14 protein-coding genes and 1 pseudogene are annotated in these 14,229 nt (G+C 65.1%); 12 read left to right on the forward strand and 3 right to left on the reverse strand.

All coding sequences use genetic code 11. The features are described 5' to 3' along the window. The first annotated feature begins 105 nt into the window (after positions 1–105). The 6 genes and pseudogenes from ACS5PJ_RS05515 to ACS5PJ_RS05540 all read left to right on the forward strand — a co-directional run bounded on the left by ACS5PJ_RS05515 (position 106) and on the right by ACS5PJ_RS05540 (position 7,744). Positions 106–939: a PaaX family transcriptional regulator gene (locus ACS5PJ_RS05515; RefSeq protein WP_439433908.1), complete on the forward strand. Its 834-nt coding sequence runs from the start codon at positions 106–108 to the stop codon at positions 937–939. Positions 940–1,002: 63 nt separating this feature from the next. Continuing rightward, the gene (locus tag ACS5PJ_RS05520) at positions 1,003–1,686 is read left to right on the forward strand and encodes a DNA alkylation repair protein (RefSeq protein ID WP_439434118.1); all 684 of its coding nucleotides are present in this window, start codon (positions 1,003–1,005) and stop codon (positions 1,684–1,686) included. Positions 1,687–1,794: 108 nt separating this feature from the next. Beyond that, a complete protein-coding gene (locus tag ACS5PJ_RS05525; RefSeq protein WP_439433909.1) occupies positions 1,795–4,002 on the forward strand; it encodes a PaaX family transcriptional regulator C-terminal domain-containing protein in 2,208 nt (735 codons plus the stop codon). Beyond that, positions 3,995–6,031: an acetate--CoA ligase family protein gene (locus ACS5PJ_RS05530; RefSeq protein ID WP_439433910.1), complete on the forward strand. Its 2,037-nt coding sequence runs from the start codon at positions 3,995–3,997 to the stop codon at positions 6,029–6,031. The genes ACS5PJ_RS05525 and ACS5PJ_RS05530 overlap by 8 nt, the downstream gene beginning before the upstream one ends. Beyond that, positions 6,028–6,438, forward strand: a pseudogene (locus ACS5PJ_RS05535) (AMP-binding protein); the annotation flags it as partial. The gene ACS5PJ_RS05530 and the pseudogene ACS5PJ_RS05535, both read left to right, overlap by 4 nt. A gap of 100 nt (positions 6,439–6,538) precedes the next feature. Beyond that, positions 6,539–7,744: a (2,3-dihydroxybenzoyl)adenylate synthase gene (locus ACS5PJ_RS05540; RefSeq protein WP_439433911.1), complete on the forward strand. Its 1,206-nt coding sequence runs from the start codon at positions 6,539–6,541 to the stop codon at positions 7,742–7,744. Between the two features lie 101 nt (positions 7,745–7,845). Here ACS5PJ_RS05540 and ACS5PJ_RS05545 read toward each other — a convergent pair whose 3' ends face one another. Further along, on the reverse strand, positions 7,846–8,019 hold the full coding sequence (locus tag ACS5PJ_RS05545) for a hypothetical protein (protein ID WP_354149141.1): 174 nt from the start codon (positions 8,017–8,019) through the stop codon (positions 7,846–7,848). 195 nt (positions 8,020–8,214) lie between these two features. Next, a complete protein-coding gene (locus tag ACS5PJ_RS05550) occupies positions 8,215–8,757 on the reverse strand; it encodes a TspO/MBR family protein (protein WP_439433912.1) in 543 nt (180 codons plus the stop codon). Positions 8,758–9,009: 252 nt separating this feature from the next. Here ACS5PJ_RS05550 and ACS5PJ_RS05555 point away from each other — a divergent pair, with 252 nt between their 5' ends. From ACS5PJ_RS05555 to ACS5PJ_RS05570, 4 genes are all read left to right on the forward strand, one after another. Continuing rightward, positions 9,010–9,603, forward strand: a complete 594-nt coding sequence (locus tag ACS5PJ_RS05555; protein WP_439433913.1) for a hypothetical protein — start codon at positions 9,010–9,012, stop codon at positions 9,601–9,603. An 81-nt stretch (positions 9,604–9,684) separates the two neighbouring features. After that, positions 9,685–9,939: a hypothetical protein gene (locus ACS5PJ_RS05560; RefSeq protein ID WP_439433914.1), complete on the forward strand. Its 255-nt coding sequence runs from the start codon at positions 9,685–9,687 to the stop codon at positions 9,937–9,939. Positions 9,940–10,000: 61 nt separating this feature from the next. Further along, positions 10,001–10,333: an ArsR/SmtB family transcription factor gene (locus tag ACS5PJ_RS05565; RefSeq protein ID WP_439433915.1), complete on the forward strand. Its 333-nt coding sequence runs from the start codon at positions 10,001–10,003 to the stop codon at positions 10,331–10,333. A gap of 12 nt (positions 10,334–10,345) precedes the next feature. Continuing rightward, entirely contained in the window at positions 10,346–10,846 is a 501-nt protein-coding gene (locus ACS5PJ_RS05570; RefSeq protein WP_439433916.1) for an SRPBCC family protein, read from the forward strand. 90 nt (positions 10,847–10,936) lie between these two features. Here ACS5PJ_RS05570 and ACS5PJ_RS05575 read toward each other — a convergent pair whose 3' ends face one another. Further along, positions 10,937–11,668 (reverse strand): GntR family transcriptional regulator, encoded by a 732-nt coding sequence (locus tag ACS5PJ_RS05575; RefSeq protein ID WP_439433917.1) that lies wholly within the window; start codon positions 11,666–11,668, stop codon positions 10,937–10,939. A gap of 150 nt (positions 11,669–11,818) precedes the next feature. Between ACS5PJ_RS05575 and ACS5PJ_RS05580 the strand changes: the two genes are divergently transcribed. Then, positions 11,819–13,201, forward strand: coding sequence for an MFS transporter (locus ACS5PJ_RS05580; protein WP_439433918.1), 1,383 nt, complete (start codon positions 11,819–11,821; stop codon positions 13,199–13,201). Beyond that, positions 13,198–14,220 carry an L-idonate 5-dehydrogenase gene (locus ACS5PJ_RS05585; protein ID WP_439433919.1) on the forward strand — a complete coding sequence of 341 codons (1,023 nt, stop codon included), beginning with the start codon at positions 13,198–13,200 and terminating at the stop codon, positions 14,218–14,220. Before ACS5PJ_RS05580 ends, ACS5PJ_RS05585 begins: the two co-directional genes overlap by 4 nt. The last annotated feature ends 9 nt before the right edge of the window (positions 14,221–14,229 follow it).

Raw genomic sequence — 14,229 nt, forward strand, 5'->3', positions numbered from 1 at the left:
CCCACAACTGAATGTAACACAAACATGTTGCGCGTCAATCATTTTGTTTCACGTTTACCGGCCGCCGGTCGATGCGCCGCCGCACAAAGAATTGGAGGAGCTGCCATGCAGTGGAAACCCAGGGCCCTGATCCTGGACCTGTTCGGGGACTATCTCCGCTACGCCGGGGGCGAGGTCAGGCTTGCGGACATCACAGAGCTCCTGGCTGTCTTCGATGTCGAGGCGGCCACCGTCCGGGTCAACTTGTCGCGCCTGCGGAAAGAAGGCTGGTTCACCACCAGGCGCGTGGGACGTGAAACGCTCTATGCCCTGACTCCACACCTGCTCGAGATCCTGGACGAGGGGCGGGAAAGGATCTTCCGACGGCGGGACGAGCACTGGGAGGGCCGCTGGACCATGGCGATCTACCAGGTCCCCGAGTCCGAACGTGCGGTCCGGGAGCAGCTCCGGAAGCAGCTCGCGTGGCACGGGTTCGGCCAGCTCTCGCCCTCTACTTGGCTGAGTCCGCATGACCTGATGCTGGAGGTTCGCGAGATCGCCGCCGAGCACCCCCTGGCGAAGGTGGATGCCCTCTGGTGCGGGACGGACGATCTTCAGGAGGACAGGGAGCTTGCCGGCCGTTGCTGGGACCTGGATCAGCTGGGCGCGGACTACCGGCAGTTCATCCGCACCTATTCAGCCTTCAATAACGAAGCGGGGAACGCCCGAAGGGATGGCCGGGAAGCCCTCCTGGAGCGGATGCGAATCATCGGTGACTTCCGCCGCTTCCCTTTCCGTGACCCGTACTTGCCGCTCGAGCTGCAGCCCGCTGAGTGGCCGAGCAGCGAGGCTTATCAGCTTTTTGGTGCAGTGCACCGCCAGCTCGGGCCCGCCGCGACGGGCTTTGTCTCCGGCATCATCGGGCAGCCGGTAGGACAAGGCGAGGAAGTGGTGGCTTAGCAGTCCCGCGGCGATCCGGCCGGCCGTAGGCTGGAACCCATGCAAGCTAACCGGGAGGAAAACATGTCCGCGACGACAATGGCCGGGGCGCTGGCCGATGTAATGGCCGAACTTGCCCGGCTGGACGATCCGAAGGTTCGCGCGGCGAACGAGAAGCGCGGCGATGACCACGGGGTGAACCTGTCCCGGCTCCGCGCTGTGGCCACGCGGCTGAAGACGCAGCAGGAACTTGCGCGGGCGCTGTGGGCGACGAACGAGACCTCGGCGAGACTGCTCGCCCTGCTGATCTGCCGGCCGAAGGACTTCGGCCGCGGCGAACTGGATGCCATGTTGCGCGAGGCACGCTCTCCCAAGGTGCACGACTGGCTCGTCAACTACGTGGTGAAGAAGAGCCCGCATGCGGAGGACCTGCGCCTGGCCTGGACGGCTGACCCGGATCCGGTCGTGGCAAGTGCCGGCTGGGCTCTGACGAGCGAGCGGGTGGTAAAGAAGCCGGAGGGGCTCAACCTCACGGAGCTGCTGGACATCATCGAGGCGGAGATGAAGGACGCCCCGGACCGGCTGCAATGGGCGATGAACACCACACTGGCCTTCATCGGGATCGAGCACGCAGAGTACCGGGCCCGCGCGCTCGATATTGGCGAGCGGCTTGAGGTCCTCAAGGACTACCCCACGCCGCCGAACTGCACGTCGCCGTTCGCGCCGGTCTGGATCAACGAGATGGTGGGCCGCCAGGCCAGGATGTAAGGCCGGTTGGCGGGCCCGGGCGGGCATGGCCCCTCTTGGTGCTGTGTAACATCTTGCTGCGTAGCGCTATCTTTGATGTTACATATCACATCAACCAGAGGAATCCCCATGCCGGAGACGCCCCGGTCGCTCGTGCTGAACCTCTTCGGCGACTATCTTCGTTACGCCGGCGGCGAGATCAAACTGGGCGAACTCACCGAGCTGATGGTGGCGTTCGGCATGGAGCCTGCCACTGTCAGGGTCAGTATGTCCCGGCTGAAGAAGGAGGGGTGGTTCACCACCCGCCGGGAGGGCCGCGAGACGGTCTATGTCCTGAGTGAGCACATGCTTGAGCTGCTGGTCCACGGCCGCCGCCGGATCTTCCGCCCCAAGGTTGAGCCCTGGCGGGGGCGCTGGACCATGGTCATTTACCAGGTGCCGGAATCTGACCGCTCGGTACGTGAACAGCTACGAAAGCAACTGGCGTGGACCGGCTTCGGCCAGCTCTCACCTTCCACATGGCTAGCCCCGCACGACCTCGCCCAGGAGGCCCGTGAGCTTGCAGTCCGGTATACCAGCGCACGCCTCGACGTCCTCTGGTGCGGCTCGGATGATGCGGAAGCGGCGCGGGAACTGGCAGCGCGCTGCTGGGACCTGGAATCGCTGCGGAGGGACTATGCGGACTTCCTGGCCGAATATGGGCACCTGGACAATGCGCAGGGCAACCTCGCCAAGGATGGGAAGCTCGCGCTCGTTGAGCGGACCCGGATCACCGATGATTTCCGGCGCTTTCCCTTCCGTGACCCAGAGCTGCCCGCTGAGCTGCAGCCCGCGGATTGGCCAGGCCCGGCAGCATTCAGCCTGTTCAGCCGCGTTCATGGACAGCTGGGGCTCCAGGCCCGCGCGTTCGTGGAGGGCGTTATTGGCAGGCCCGTCCCAGATCCTGTTGTCCGCAACGGGCTGATGGACTTCGGCACCCACTGGGATGACATCGAGGTCTGGCTCAAAGGCGAGCAGAAGTCCTTCGGTGGCAACGGCATGGCGGCCATCAACCGCAAGACTCTCCTTCAGCTGATGCAGGAACGCGCGGCGGAAGCCGGCGTCGACATGCGCTTCGGTGAAAACGTCCCTGATCTGTCAGGGCTGGATGGTTTCGACCTGATCGTGGGCGCCGACGGTGCCAACTCATCCACGCGCGTACAGCTCGGAGAAGACCTGGGCCACACGGCGGAGATGGCCACGGCCAAGTTCATCTGGTTCGGCACGAGCCACAGGTTCAAAGGCATGACGTTCGTCCACCGCAAAAGCGAGTTCGGCAACTTCGCCGTCCATGGCTACCCGATCAGCAAGGACCTGAGCACCTTCATCGTCGAAACGGACGAGGAAACCTGGCGCAGGGCCGGCCTGGACGAGTTCGACGTCAGCCAGCCCCCGGGCGCCTCCGACCTGAAAACCCAGCGGTTCCTCGAAAAGCTGTTCGCTGAGGACATCGCGGGTGAGCCGCTGGTGGCCAACAACTCCCGGTGGGCCAACTTCCGCACCCGCCGCACCCGGACCTGGCATAAAGGAAACGTCGTCCTGCTAGGCGATGCTGTGCATACCGCGCACTTCTCCGTCGGCTCCGGCACCAAAATGGCCATGGAAGACGCCATCACCCTGGTCCGTGAAGTCGCCGCCCACGAGGATGACCTTGAAACCGCTTTCGTCAACTACGAAAACGAGCGTCAGCCGCAAGTCGCCAAGATCCAGAACCAGGCACGCGGCGGACTGAGCTGGTGGGAACATTTCGGCAGGTACTACGACGCTTTCGATCCAGCCCAGTTCACCTTCCACTTCTTCTCCCGCAGCATCACCATCGACAAGATCCGACTGCGCGACGCAGGCCTCGTGGATGCAGTCGAGCAGGACTGGCTCGCCAGGCACGGGCACACACCGCTGGACACACCGCTCGACGCCGGATCCGTGCGGCTCGGCGGGCGCCTGCTGTCACTGACTCAGGAGAACGGCCGGCCGGCACTGAGCGGCCCCGGCGGAAGCATCAGACTGGTCACCGACCCGGCCGACGCCGACGCCACCACCGGAATGCTGCTCACCGCACCCGACACCGAGCAGGGCCTCGCCGCATCCTTTGACCAGCTGCCTGCCCAGGCAGCGGTGGTTGTGATCCAGGGCGGCAACCCGTTCACCCGCACCCTGCTTTCCGAGGAAGCCCGGCTGGGCCGCGGCCTGACGAGCGTCATCGTCGATGACCGGGGCCCGGTGTCCGCGCTGACGCTGGTTCTCTCCGGCCGGGCCGACGCCGTCGCCACAACAGTGGGGGCAAAAACCGATGCATAACCTGAGCCCGCTCTTCGCGCCCCGCGGCATCATCGTCGTCGGCGCATCCTCCAGCCCCGAGAAACTCGGCGCTGTCATGGCGCAGTCGCTCTCAGCCTTCCCTGCCCCAGTGGAACTGGTGAATAATCGCGGCGAGAACGGGATGCACACCAGCATCGCCGGCGCCGCGACCGCCATCCCCGGCGGCCCCGATCTCGCCGTGCTCTGTGTTCCGGCCTCGGCCACCGCCCAGGCCCTGCGCGACAGTGCCGCCAGCGGCGTGAAAGCCGCCTTGGTCTGCGCCGGCGGTTTCGCCGAAGCGGGCGGCCCCGGCATCGGCTTTGCCCACGATGTCGAGGCAGCTGTCCGCGAGACCAGAATCCGGCTCCTCGGACCCAACACCTCCGGCTTCTTCGTTCCGCACCGGAATCTCCGCGCGAGCTTCGTGCCCGGCGTCGCCGAACTGCAACCCGGCTCCGTGGCTGTGGTGGCAGCCAGCGGCGGCGTAAACCATGTCCTGGCCTTCCACCTGCAGCGCGCCGGAGTGGGCGTCAGCCTCGCCGTGGGCATCGGCGCGGGTACGGACATCACCGCACCCGATGTCCTGGACTACCTGATCTCCGACGAACAGACCAAGGCCGTTGCCCTGCATCTGGAAACCGTCGCCGACGGCCCGGCCCTGATCGATGCCGTCGCACGCCTCAGCGCCGTCAAGCCGGTGGTGGCCCTGGTCGTTGGACGGAACGACGTTTCCGAGTTCGCGCAGTCCCACACCGGCGCGTTGGCGACGTCCTGGCGTACTACGCGGTCGGTCCTCAAACAGGCCGGCGCCGTCATCGTCGAGGACGAGACCCAGCTGGTTGCCGCCGTCACCGCACTCGCCGGCCGCCGCCTTGCACCCGCGGCCAACCCCGGCGTCGCACTCATCACCGGGCAGGCCGGCCCCGGCCTGCTCATTGCCGACGCCCTGCACAGCGCAGGCGTGACCCTGCCCCGGCTGGCCCAGTCGAGCCAGGACACCATCGCCACGCTGCTTCCGCCGATCACCTTCCAGGCAAACCCCGTGGACACCGGCCGCCCCGGACCCGGTTACGGACAGATCGTGGCGGCCGTCGCCGCAGACCCGGCCATCGACGTTGTGGCCGTCTATGGGCTGACAGAGCCCGTGGCCGACCTGCCGCTGTCCGTTGCCGAATCCGGCGCAGCACAGGACCTGCCCTTCCTGATCGGCGTGGACGGACCCGACGGCGACGTTGAAAGCGCCCGCAAGTCCGCTCAGTTGCACGGCCTGCCCCTGATCAGTGGACCGACCTCCCTGGCTCACGGCATTACAGCCCTGGTCAACGACGCCCGAGGCCGGTTCCAGCGCTCCCAGGTCCCGGCCGGTACATTCATCTGGCCGGACCTCGAAGGGCCCTGGGACGAGAACCGGGCCAAGGAACTCCTCGGCGCACTCGATATCGCCACCCCCGCACGGCGCAGCTGCGCCACGCGCGCGGAAGCCCATCAAGCACTCACCGAGATCGGCGGCCCGGTTGCGGTCAAGCTGCTCGACGCCGCCGTCCTGCACAAAACCGAGATCGGCGGAGTACACCTGGGCGTGGACTCCACCGCCGCAATGGACCTGGCTTTGGACGGGCTGGAGGCCGCCGGTGCCCGCGAATTCCTGATCGAGAAGATGGCCCCTGCCGGCGTGGACCTGGTAGTCGGGGTGCGCCGCGATCCCGTCTTCGGACCGATCGTTGTGGTGGGCCTCGGTGGCACCGCCGCCGAGGTCTACGCCGATGTTTCCATCCGCTCGGCTCCGCTGTCCGCCCGTGAGGCCGAGGGCATGCCTGCCGAGCTGCAGGCCCGCGACCTGCTCTACGGCTTCCGCTCCGGACCGGTGCTCGAAACCGCCGAACTCGCAGCGGTACTGGTCAGGCTGGGCGAAGCACTGGTCTCCAACGACTCAATCGCAGAGATAGAAATCAACCCCGTACGCTTGACCCGTGACGGGCTCATAGCCCTTGACGCCGTCGTCATCAATGTCGAGGAGGACAAGGAATGACCAGCCACACCAGTGAAGGCACCATAGCCTGGCCGGCGGACCTCGCCGCAGAATTCCGCGCCAAAGGCTACTGGGAAGACCGCCCGCTGGGAGCGTACGTCCTGGACACCGCCGACAGGCTTCCCGGGAAAACCGCTGTGGTGGACGGGGACGTCCGCCTCACCTACGCCGAACTCGCCAACAGAATGGACGCCGCCGCCGAACGGCTCCTCCAGCTGGGCCTGAAACCGGATGACCGCATCATGGTCCAGCTGCCCAACGGCTGGCAGTTCACCGTCCTGACACTCGCCTGCTTCCGGTCCGGCATCATCCCCGTTATGGCCCTGCCCGCGCACCGGCAGTACGAGCTGTCCTTCCTCACCGAACTCTCTGAAGCGCGGGCCATTGCTGTGCCGGACGTCATCAAGGACTTTGAGTACCAGGCCCTTGCGGAAGGCCTCGCGGCAGAAATTCCGTCACTGGAGTACATCCTCGTGTCGGGTGAGGCAAACACCAGGAACCTGCGCCTTGAGGACGTCCTGGCACCGGGCCAGGACGCCGCCGGCGCACGGGCAAGGCGACGTCCTGGCACCGGGCCAGGACGCCGCCGGCGCACGGGCAAGGCTGGACGCTGCGGCGCCGCCGCCGGACTCGCCCGCCCTGTTCCTGCTCTCCGGCGGCACCACCGGCCTGCCCAAGCTCATCACCAGGACCCACAACGACTACGCCTACAACATCAAAGCCTGCTCCATCCCCACAGGTGTCACCGAGGACACCGTCTACCTGGGGACCCTTCCCGCCAGCCACAACTTCCCGCTGGCCTGCCCCGGCATCCTCGGAGTCCTGTTCGCAGGCGGCCGGGCAGTCATGCTGCCCAGTCCCGAGCCGCGCAAGGCCTTCGCCACTATTGAGCGCGAGAAAGTGACGCTGTCCACCGCTGTGCCCGCCGTGGCCCAGCGGTGGATTGAATACCAGCAGGAAACCGGCGGCAGCCGGCTCTCCACCCTCGAGGTAATCCAGGTGGGCGGCTCCCGGCTGCCGGACGAAATTGCCCGGAAGGTCAAGCCTGTCCTGGGCGCCACACTGCAGCAGGTCTTCGGCATGGCCGAGGGGCTCATCAACACGACGCGGCTGGATGACCCGGAGGACGTCATCTGCACCACACAGGGCCGCCCGGTCTCCGAAGCCGACGAAGTCAGGATTGTGGACGAGTTCGGGGAGGACCTCCCCGACGGCGTCGCAGGGTCCATCCTGACCCGCGGCCCCTATACCCCGCGCGGCTATTACCGCGCTCCTGAAGCAAACGCCCGTGCCTTCACTCCGGGCGGCTGGTACGCCAGCGGGGACATCGTGGAGCGCCGCCCCGACGGGAACCTGATTGTCCAGGGCCGCGACAAGGACATGATCAACCGCGGCGGCGAGAAGATCTCCGCCGAGGAAATCGAAAGCCTGGTCTACCGGCTTGAGGACGTGACCATGGCAGCGGCCATTGCGATGCCGGACCAGATCCTTGGCGAACGGCTCTGCCTCTACATCACCGTTAAACCCGGTACCGAGGTCACCCTCGAACAAATCCAGGACCTCCTGCGCCGCACCGGTGTAGCGGCCTTCAAGATCCCCGAGCACCTGGTTGTCGTGGACGAGCTGCCCACCACCAAGGTGGGCAAGATCAACAAGAAGGACCTCCGCGCGGATATCGCCGAGCGCCTGGCCGCAGGCGCCCACGCGAAGTAGCCGGACGCGTCACCACAAAAAGGAAGCGGACGACGCCGGGAGGTTCCGGCGTCGTCCGCTTCCTTTTGTTTTGAACGGTTCAGGCGTCGCGGGCCGAGATGCTAGCCGCGGACGCTGACCGTGAAGGTGTTGGGGCCGCTGCAGTGGACCGCGATGTGGCCCTTGGGGGCGTTTGCCCTGGCTGAGAGGTCGTTGACGATCCCCTCAAGGGTGTGGTCGATGGCAGACCGGTCCCAGATTTTCAGCGTTACGGAGTCAGTGGTTTCAAACGTCATTGTCAGTACTTTCGCTCATGCAGTTGACGGCCCCTTGTCGTCGTTGAAGGAGCCGCATCCTCGTCGGTGAGGATTGCTGATCTTGGTAGTGCGGGAGTGAAGTCCCTTGATCATGGTTCAGGTTCGCCTGGCGCGTTCGCAACCGAAAAGGCGAAAATGTGAGCGATTACACGCCCGGGCACCCCGGCGCGGGCCTTAGTTACGGACGGCCGCGTAAAGGTTCAGGGACGCCGAAAAAACCAGCCATGAAATGTTCGGCAGCATCAACACACCCGCTGTCCGGCTGATGGGGCCGAAGTGCGCCACCGTGAGGATCGCGGCGAGAAAGAGTGCTGCAAGCACCGCCAGCGCCAGCCAAAGCGCCGCGCTGCCCAGCAGGGGATAGAGTCCGAAAAACGTCATGGGCCAGAGCAGATTCAGGGCGAGCTGGATCCCGTAAAATCTGAGCGCGATCCTGCGCGGCAGGCGACGCTGCCGCCACACCAGCCATGCAGCGACGGCCATCGCCGCGTACAGCGTCAGCCAGACGTACGTGAACATCATGCCCGGGGGACTCCAGGGCGCCAGTTCCATTTGCGAGTACCAGCTGCCTGTCGCGATGCGGACCGGGATTGAACCCACCAGCGACACGGCCCAGGACAGCGCCAGGAATCCGAGGAGGGCTGCGAGCTGCAACGGCCAGGAAGGCCCGTCGGATACTGCCGGAGCACTGGTTCCGGTGGGGACATTTGCAGGCACTGACCCACTGTGGTCAATGACGGGCATCCGCGTCAAACCGGCGGTGCCGAGGTTCCAAATTATGGTGGACTCGGCACTCCGCCAAGCGTAATCTTTCAGCTGGGCACCACTCTGAAATGCCCCGTATTCGAAGGTGCCCCGACATCTTATCGGGCGCCGCGTTTGGGTCCACGCGCTGGGGAATGAAGGCCCGTTGTGCCGCCGTCGGCGTCCGTGCCGGCCCCGGCCGAAAAAATTCCATGCACCCAAAGCGTGGAAACCCCTGTTGCTTCACAAAGAGGTCAAGCAATGAAAATCTATGTCCGTCGATTCGTTATGCTCTTCGTCGCTGCGCTGATCGTCTTCATGACGGGCGTTTCGGCCGCACAGGCCGCCAGCCCGCACTTCAAGAAAAACGGTGAACCGGTCTGTACGGTCTCGGTGAACGGGGCCACTTCCTCCACCACGTGCCATACCGTGCTTGCCGGGTTGGGTAATGCTGACCTGCTGGCAAAGGTAACCGTTTCAGGGTTCGCCGTTTATCAGTGCGAAAACAATGGCGGCCAGCAGGCGCCGGGACAGAATAAAGTCGTCGAGGGTCCCGTCACGGCGCCCACTCTGATCCCCAGCGACGCGATCAAGAACGGTAACCTCACGCTCGACACAAACGCGGCCGTCCTGACGGCCAAGGACACCGTAACTGCCGCGGAAGCTGGATGCCCGAACAACAACTGGACAGGTGTGGATCCCGTCCTGACGGTGACCAGCATCTCGCTTGTCATTGAACAGCCCCCCGGAACGGTGATCTTCAGCTGCAGTGCCTCGAATCCTAATGGCCTGAAGGGCGCTGTGCCTCTCAGCTGCTAGTAACCACAATCTATTCACCACGGAACGCTGGCGGGGCTTCGGGCCCCGCCAGCGGTCTGATCTTTTGAAAGGAACGTTGAAATGGGAAAAATTGCGCGGAGCGCCGTGACCGCAGCGGCGTTGGGAATCCTGGCATCATTGAGCGCCGCCCCTGCTGCACAAGCGGCTAACGACCACGCCAGTTGCGTGGGAATTATTGTTTCCACGGAGGCTTCGGCGGGGACGCTGGACGTGAACAACTACAAGGCGTTGGCCGGCGATGGGCCGTTCGGAGAGTTCGTCTCCTTCGGGGCGCAGCTGCATGAGGGGTCATACGAAGCGTGCGTTCCGCAGTAATGCTCCGGCTCTGACGCAACCCGTTGACACCTATGTCCTGCCGGGCGTAATCTACAACCAAATGGTTGTAGATCAGCTCAGTGATGTGGACGTCGACCGCTTGTTCCAGGCGTTGGCTGACGCCACCCGGCGGGACATTGTCCGCCTCGTAACAGCCGGAGAGTACTCCGTCTCGGGCCTTGCTGCGCTCTACGCCATGAGCTTCGCCGCCGTCCAGAAGCACGTGGCGGTGCTGCAGCGCGCTTCCCTGGTGACCAAGGAGAAGCGCGGAAGGGAGCAGATCGTGCGGGGAAACTACGAAGGCCTGCAGAAAGCCCGCCGGCTGCTTGACGAATATGAGCAGATCTGGCGGCAGCGCGCCGATCGGATCGCAGACATTCTGGCTGAAGGATAGGAAGGTTGCGCAATGCCTGTTATCAGTTCCACCAAGAATCTCGAGGCACTCTGCCTCACCCTCGTGGCGGAGTTCGACGCCGGCGTCGAGCGCGTCTGGCAGATCTGGGAGGATCCCCGCCAGCTGGAGCGTTGGTGGGGTCCGCCCAACTATCCGGCCACGTTTGACCGGTTCGACTTCAAGCCGGGCGGAAAAGCAGACTATTACATGACTACACCTGAGGGGGACAAGCCTCGCGGCTGGTGGCGGTTCACCGCAATCGAGGCGCCGCGGAAGCTTGAGTTCGACGATGGCTTCGCCGATGCCGATGGCGCCCCGCAAGACGAATTGGGCAGCTCTCACGCCACCGTGGACCTTGAAGACCTCCGCGGCCGCACCCGGATGACCATCAGGTCCACGTTCGAATCCGAAGAGCAGATGGAGCAGATGGTCCAGATGGGCATGGAGGAGGGCATGAAGGAGGCTGCGGGCCAGATCGACGCCATCCTCGCCGAACACGCCCGGGCCCGGTAACGTCCCGGAACCACAGCGCACAACGGAGGAGTACCGCGGCGGGAAGTCCCGGCGTCGTACTCCTCCGTTGTGTCCACTGCCTGGGCGCGGTCAGGAGAGGCGGGCCACGCTTCGGCGGCTGGGCCGCGGAAGCGTGCCGTCCGAAAAGAGTTCCGGCGTGGCGGCCTGAATCCGTTTCACATCGTCAAAAACGCCCCGAAGGTGAAGGCGCAGCGAGCTGTCGGCATCCTCTGGCCTGTTGGCCTCAAGGGCATCCACCACGGCGGTGTGCTGCTCGATGAGGGTTGAGATGGGCCGTGTGTCCAGCAGGCTCAAGCGGCGTGCGCGGTCAAGATGTGCCTTGGCGGAGTTGACCGCAGCCCAGGCGGACTCGTGGCCGGCCAGGCGGAGGAGTTCGCGGTGAAAGTCCTCGTCGAGGCGGAAGAATTCCTCAATGTCCCCGCCGGCGTCGGCGTCCGTTTGGCTTTGCAGGATCCGGCGCAGTCCGGCGATGCCCTCACTGTCCACGGAGAGATCGCGCATCGAGGCACACTCGATGGCCTCCCGGACAAACTGGGCCTCGGAGACGCGGGCAAGATCCACCAGGGAGACGAACGAACCAATCTGGGGGAAGACCTGCACCAGCCCTTCTTCCCGGAGCAGGATCAGGCTTTCGCGTACCGGGGTCCTGCTGACGCCCAGCTCCTGTGCCAGTTCATTCTCCGAGAGCGGCTCCCCGGGGGGAAGCTGCAGGGAAATAATGCGACGCCGCAGTGTTTCCAGGGTCTGGTCCCTGACGGACAGTCGCGGCGCGTGTCCCTTGCCGTTCTTCTCGGTTGCCATGGACTCATTCTATTCTCTTGACACACTAGAATGGTAGTGCTTGTATGGTAGTTGTAAACGTGGTGCTGGCGGTCACTTTGGCCTGAATGCCGGCACGCTTCTTCCGTTCAGCCTCCCCATTGTTTTTCATCGCCTGCAAAGGAGCACCAGATGACTGAGAGCATCTCGCCGCCCATCACCAAACCGGAAGCAAAACCCACCAAGGAACTCGCCAAAGTCGCAGTTTCCGGATGGCTGGGAACCGCCATGGAATTCATGGACTTCCAGCTGTACTCGCTGGCAGCAGCCATTGTCTTCAACAAGATCTTCTTCCCTGACGTCAGCCCCATCATCGGCCTGATCGCTGCCATGGCGACCTACGGCGTTGGCTACGTGGCCCGCCTCGCAGGAGCCGTCTACTTCGGCCGCATGGGTGACAGGATCGGCCGCAAGAAGGTCCTCTTCATCACCATCGCGCTGATGGGTGCGTCCACCACCCTCATCGGCGTGCTCCCCACCTACGCGATGATCGGCGTCTGGGCTCCCATAATGCTTGTTGCGCTGCGCCTGGCCCAGGGCTTTGGTGCCGGGGCCGAGATCGCCGGCGCCACCGTCATGCTCGCTGAATTCGCTCCCGCCCGCCGCCGCGGCCTCATCTCCTCCCTCGTCTGCCTCGGCACGAACTCGGGCACGCTGGCCGCCTCCGCCATCTGGGCGATCCTGGTCTCCGCACTGCCCGAAGACCAGCTGCTCAGCTGGGGCTGGCGCATTCCGTTCCTCCTCAGCTTTGTCCTGATGATCTTCGCCGTCTGGGTCCGCCGCTCCCTCAAGGAAAGCCCCGTCTTTGAACAGCGTGCCGACGTTGTGGACGGTGTGGCATTGTCCAAGCGGGAAATCGCCGCCGAAGAAGAGCTCGTCAAGACCAGCACCATCGAAGCCGCACTGCACCAGCGCAAGGGCAAAGCATTCCTCATCGCCCTGGGCCTGCGCTTCGGGCAGGCCGGCAACTCCGGCCTGGTCCAGACCTTCCTGGTGGGCTATCTCGCCACCGTCCTCCTGGTGGACAAGAGCGTCGGCACCAGTGCCATCATGTACGGCTCCATCCTCGGCTTCCTGACCATCCCCGTCATGGGCCTGCTCGGAGACCGCTTCGGCCGCCGTCCGCTGTACCTCGTGCTGAGCTCGCTCACAGCGCTCTTCGCCATTCCCATGATGCTGATGATCACCAGTGGAAACACCGCACTGATCACCGTCGCCATGGTCATCGGACTGAACCTCGGTGTGCTGAGCCTCTTCGCCATGGAAAGCGTCACCATGGCCGAGTTCTTCGGAGCCCGCACCCGCTTCACCCAGCTCGCCCTGGCCAAGGAAATCGGCGGCATCCTGGCCACCGCCATCGGCCCGCTGCTGGCCGCCACCCTCACCGCCATCACCGGCCACTGGTGGCCGCTGGCCGCAATGCTCATCGGCTACTCACTGATTACCCTGGTCTCGGCCTTCGTAGGACCCGAGGTCCGGGGCCGCGACATGGTCCGCCTGGAAGACGCCGTATGAAAGCCGTCGTCGTCCACGGCGCGAACGATCTCCGCATTGATGACCGGCCGGAGCCCGTTGCGGGCCCCGGGGAAGTAATCATCGACGTCGAATGGGGCGGGATCTGCGGTTCCGATCTGTCCTACTGGCGCCACGGAGCCTCGGGGACGGCGGCGCTGAAATCGCCGCTGGTCCTCGGGCACGAGGTGGCCGGCCGGATAGCCCGGCTGGGCGCCGGAGTGCAGAACCTCGACGTCGGCCAGCCGGTCACGGTGCACCCTGCGGAACTCGTGGGCGATGGCATCATGCCCGAGCGCTTGGCAGGCCGCACCAACCTGTATCCGCAGATCAGGTACTTCGGATCCGCGGCCTTTGATCCGCACACCGACGGCGGGTTCAGCGAACGCAAGCTCGCCAAGGCATCCCAGATCCGGGTGCTGCCCGAGGGCGTGGACACCCTGCACGGGGCGCTCGCCGAACCGCTCGCCGTCGCCATGCATGCCGTCAAAAGGGCAGGATCGCTGGCCGGCAAGGACGTGCTGGTCAACGGCGCCGGACCCATCGGCTCGCTGGTGGTTGCGGCAGCGAAGTTTGCCGGCGCCCGCAGCGTCACGGCCGCCGACATCAACGAATCTGCGTTGCGGGTTGCGAAGGCCATGGGCGCGGACCGCGTGGTCAACGTGTCCTCAGGCGGCCTTCCGGCGGACATGGAGCTGGTCTTCGAAGCCTCGGGGATCCCCGCAGTCCTGGGCGGTGTCCTGCGGGCCACGGCCCGCGGCGGAACGCTGGTCCAGGTCGGGAACCTGCCCGGCGCACCGGCGCCCGCGGCCCTGGGGGACCTGGTGACCCGGGAGATCACCTGGATCGGTTCGTACCGGTTTGTGGATGAGATCAGCGACGCCCTCCAGGCCATGGCCAACGGGCTGGACGTCTCCCCGGTCATCACGCACAAGTACGGGATCGACGAGGCAGCCGAAGCCATGCGGGTTTTCGGCGATCCGGCGTCCGGCAGCAGCAAAGTCATGCTCCGGCTCAGCTAGGGCCCGTCA

It is taken from the genome of Pseudarthrobacter cremeus, from assembly GCF_051857465.1.
Taxonomy (GTDB): Bacteria; Actinomycetota; Actinomycetes; order Actinomycetales; family Micrococcaceae; genus Arthrobacter.

Excerpts from the sequence above, each read along its gene's own strand:
- ACS5PJ_RS05515 (WP_439433908.1), top strand. The coding sequence starts at position 106 with ATGCAGTGGAAACCCAGGGCCCTGATCCTGGACCTGTTCGGGGACTAT.
- ACS5PJ_RS05520 (WP_439434118.1), top strand. The coding sequence starts at position 1,003 with ATGTCCGCGACGACAATGGCCGGGGCGCTGGCCGATGTAATGGCCGAA.
- ACS5PJ_RS05525 (WP_439433909.1), top strand. The coding sequence starts at position 1,795 with ATGCCGGAGACGCCCCGGTCGCTCGTGCTGAACCTCTTCGGCGACTAT.
- ACS5PJ_RS05530 (WP_439433910.1), top strand. The coding sequence starts at position 3,995 with ATGCATAACCTGAGCCCGCTCTTCGCGCCCCGCGGCATCATCGTCGTC.
- ACS5PJ_RS05545 (WP_354149141.1), bottom strand. The coding sequence starts at position 8,019 with ATGACGTTTGAAACCACTGACTCCGTAACGCTGAAAATCTGGGACCGG.
- ACS5PJ_RS05560 (WP_439433914.1), top strand. The coding sequence starts at position 9,685 with ATGGGAAAAATTGCGCGGAGCGCCGTGACCGCAGCGGCGTTGGGAATC.
- ACS5PJ_RS05565 (WP_439433915.1), top strand. The coding sequence starts at position 10,001 with ATGGTTGTAGATCAGCTCAGTGATGTGGACGTCGACCGCTTGTTCCAG.
- ACS5PJ_RS05570 (WP_439433916.1), top strand. The coding sequence starts at position 10,346 with ATGCCTGTTATCAGTTCCACCAAGAATCTCGAGGCACTCTGCCTCACC.
- ACS5PJ_RS05575 (WP_439433917.1), bottom strand. The coding sequence starts at position 11,668 with ATGGCAACCGAGAAGAACGGCAAGGGACACGCGCCGCGACTGTCCGTC.
- ACS5PJ_RS05580 (WP_439433918.1), top strand. The coding sequence starts at position 11,819 with ATGACTGAGAGCATCTCGCCGCCCATCACCAAACCGGAAGCAAAACCC.
- ACS5PJ_RS05585 (WP_439433919.1), top strand. The coding sequence starts at position 13,198 with ATGAAAGCCGTCGTCGTCCACGGCGCGAACGATCTCCGCATTGATGAC.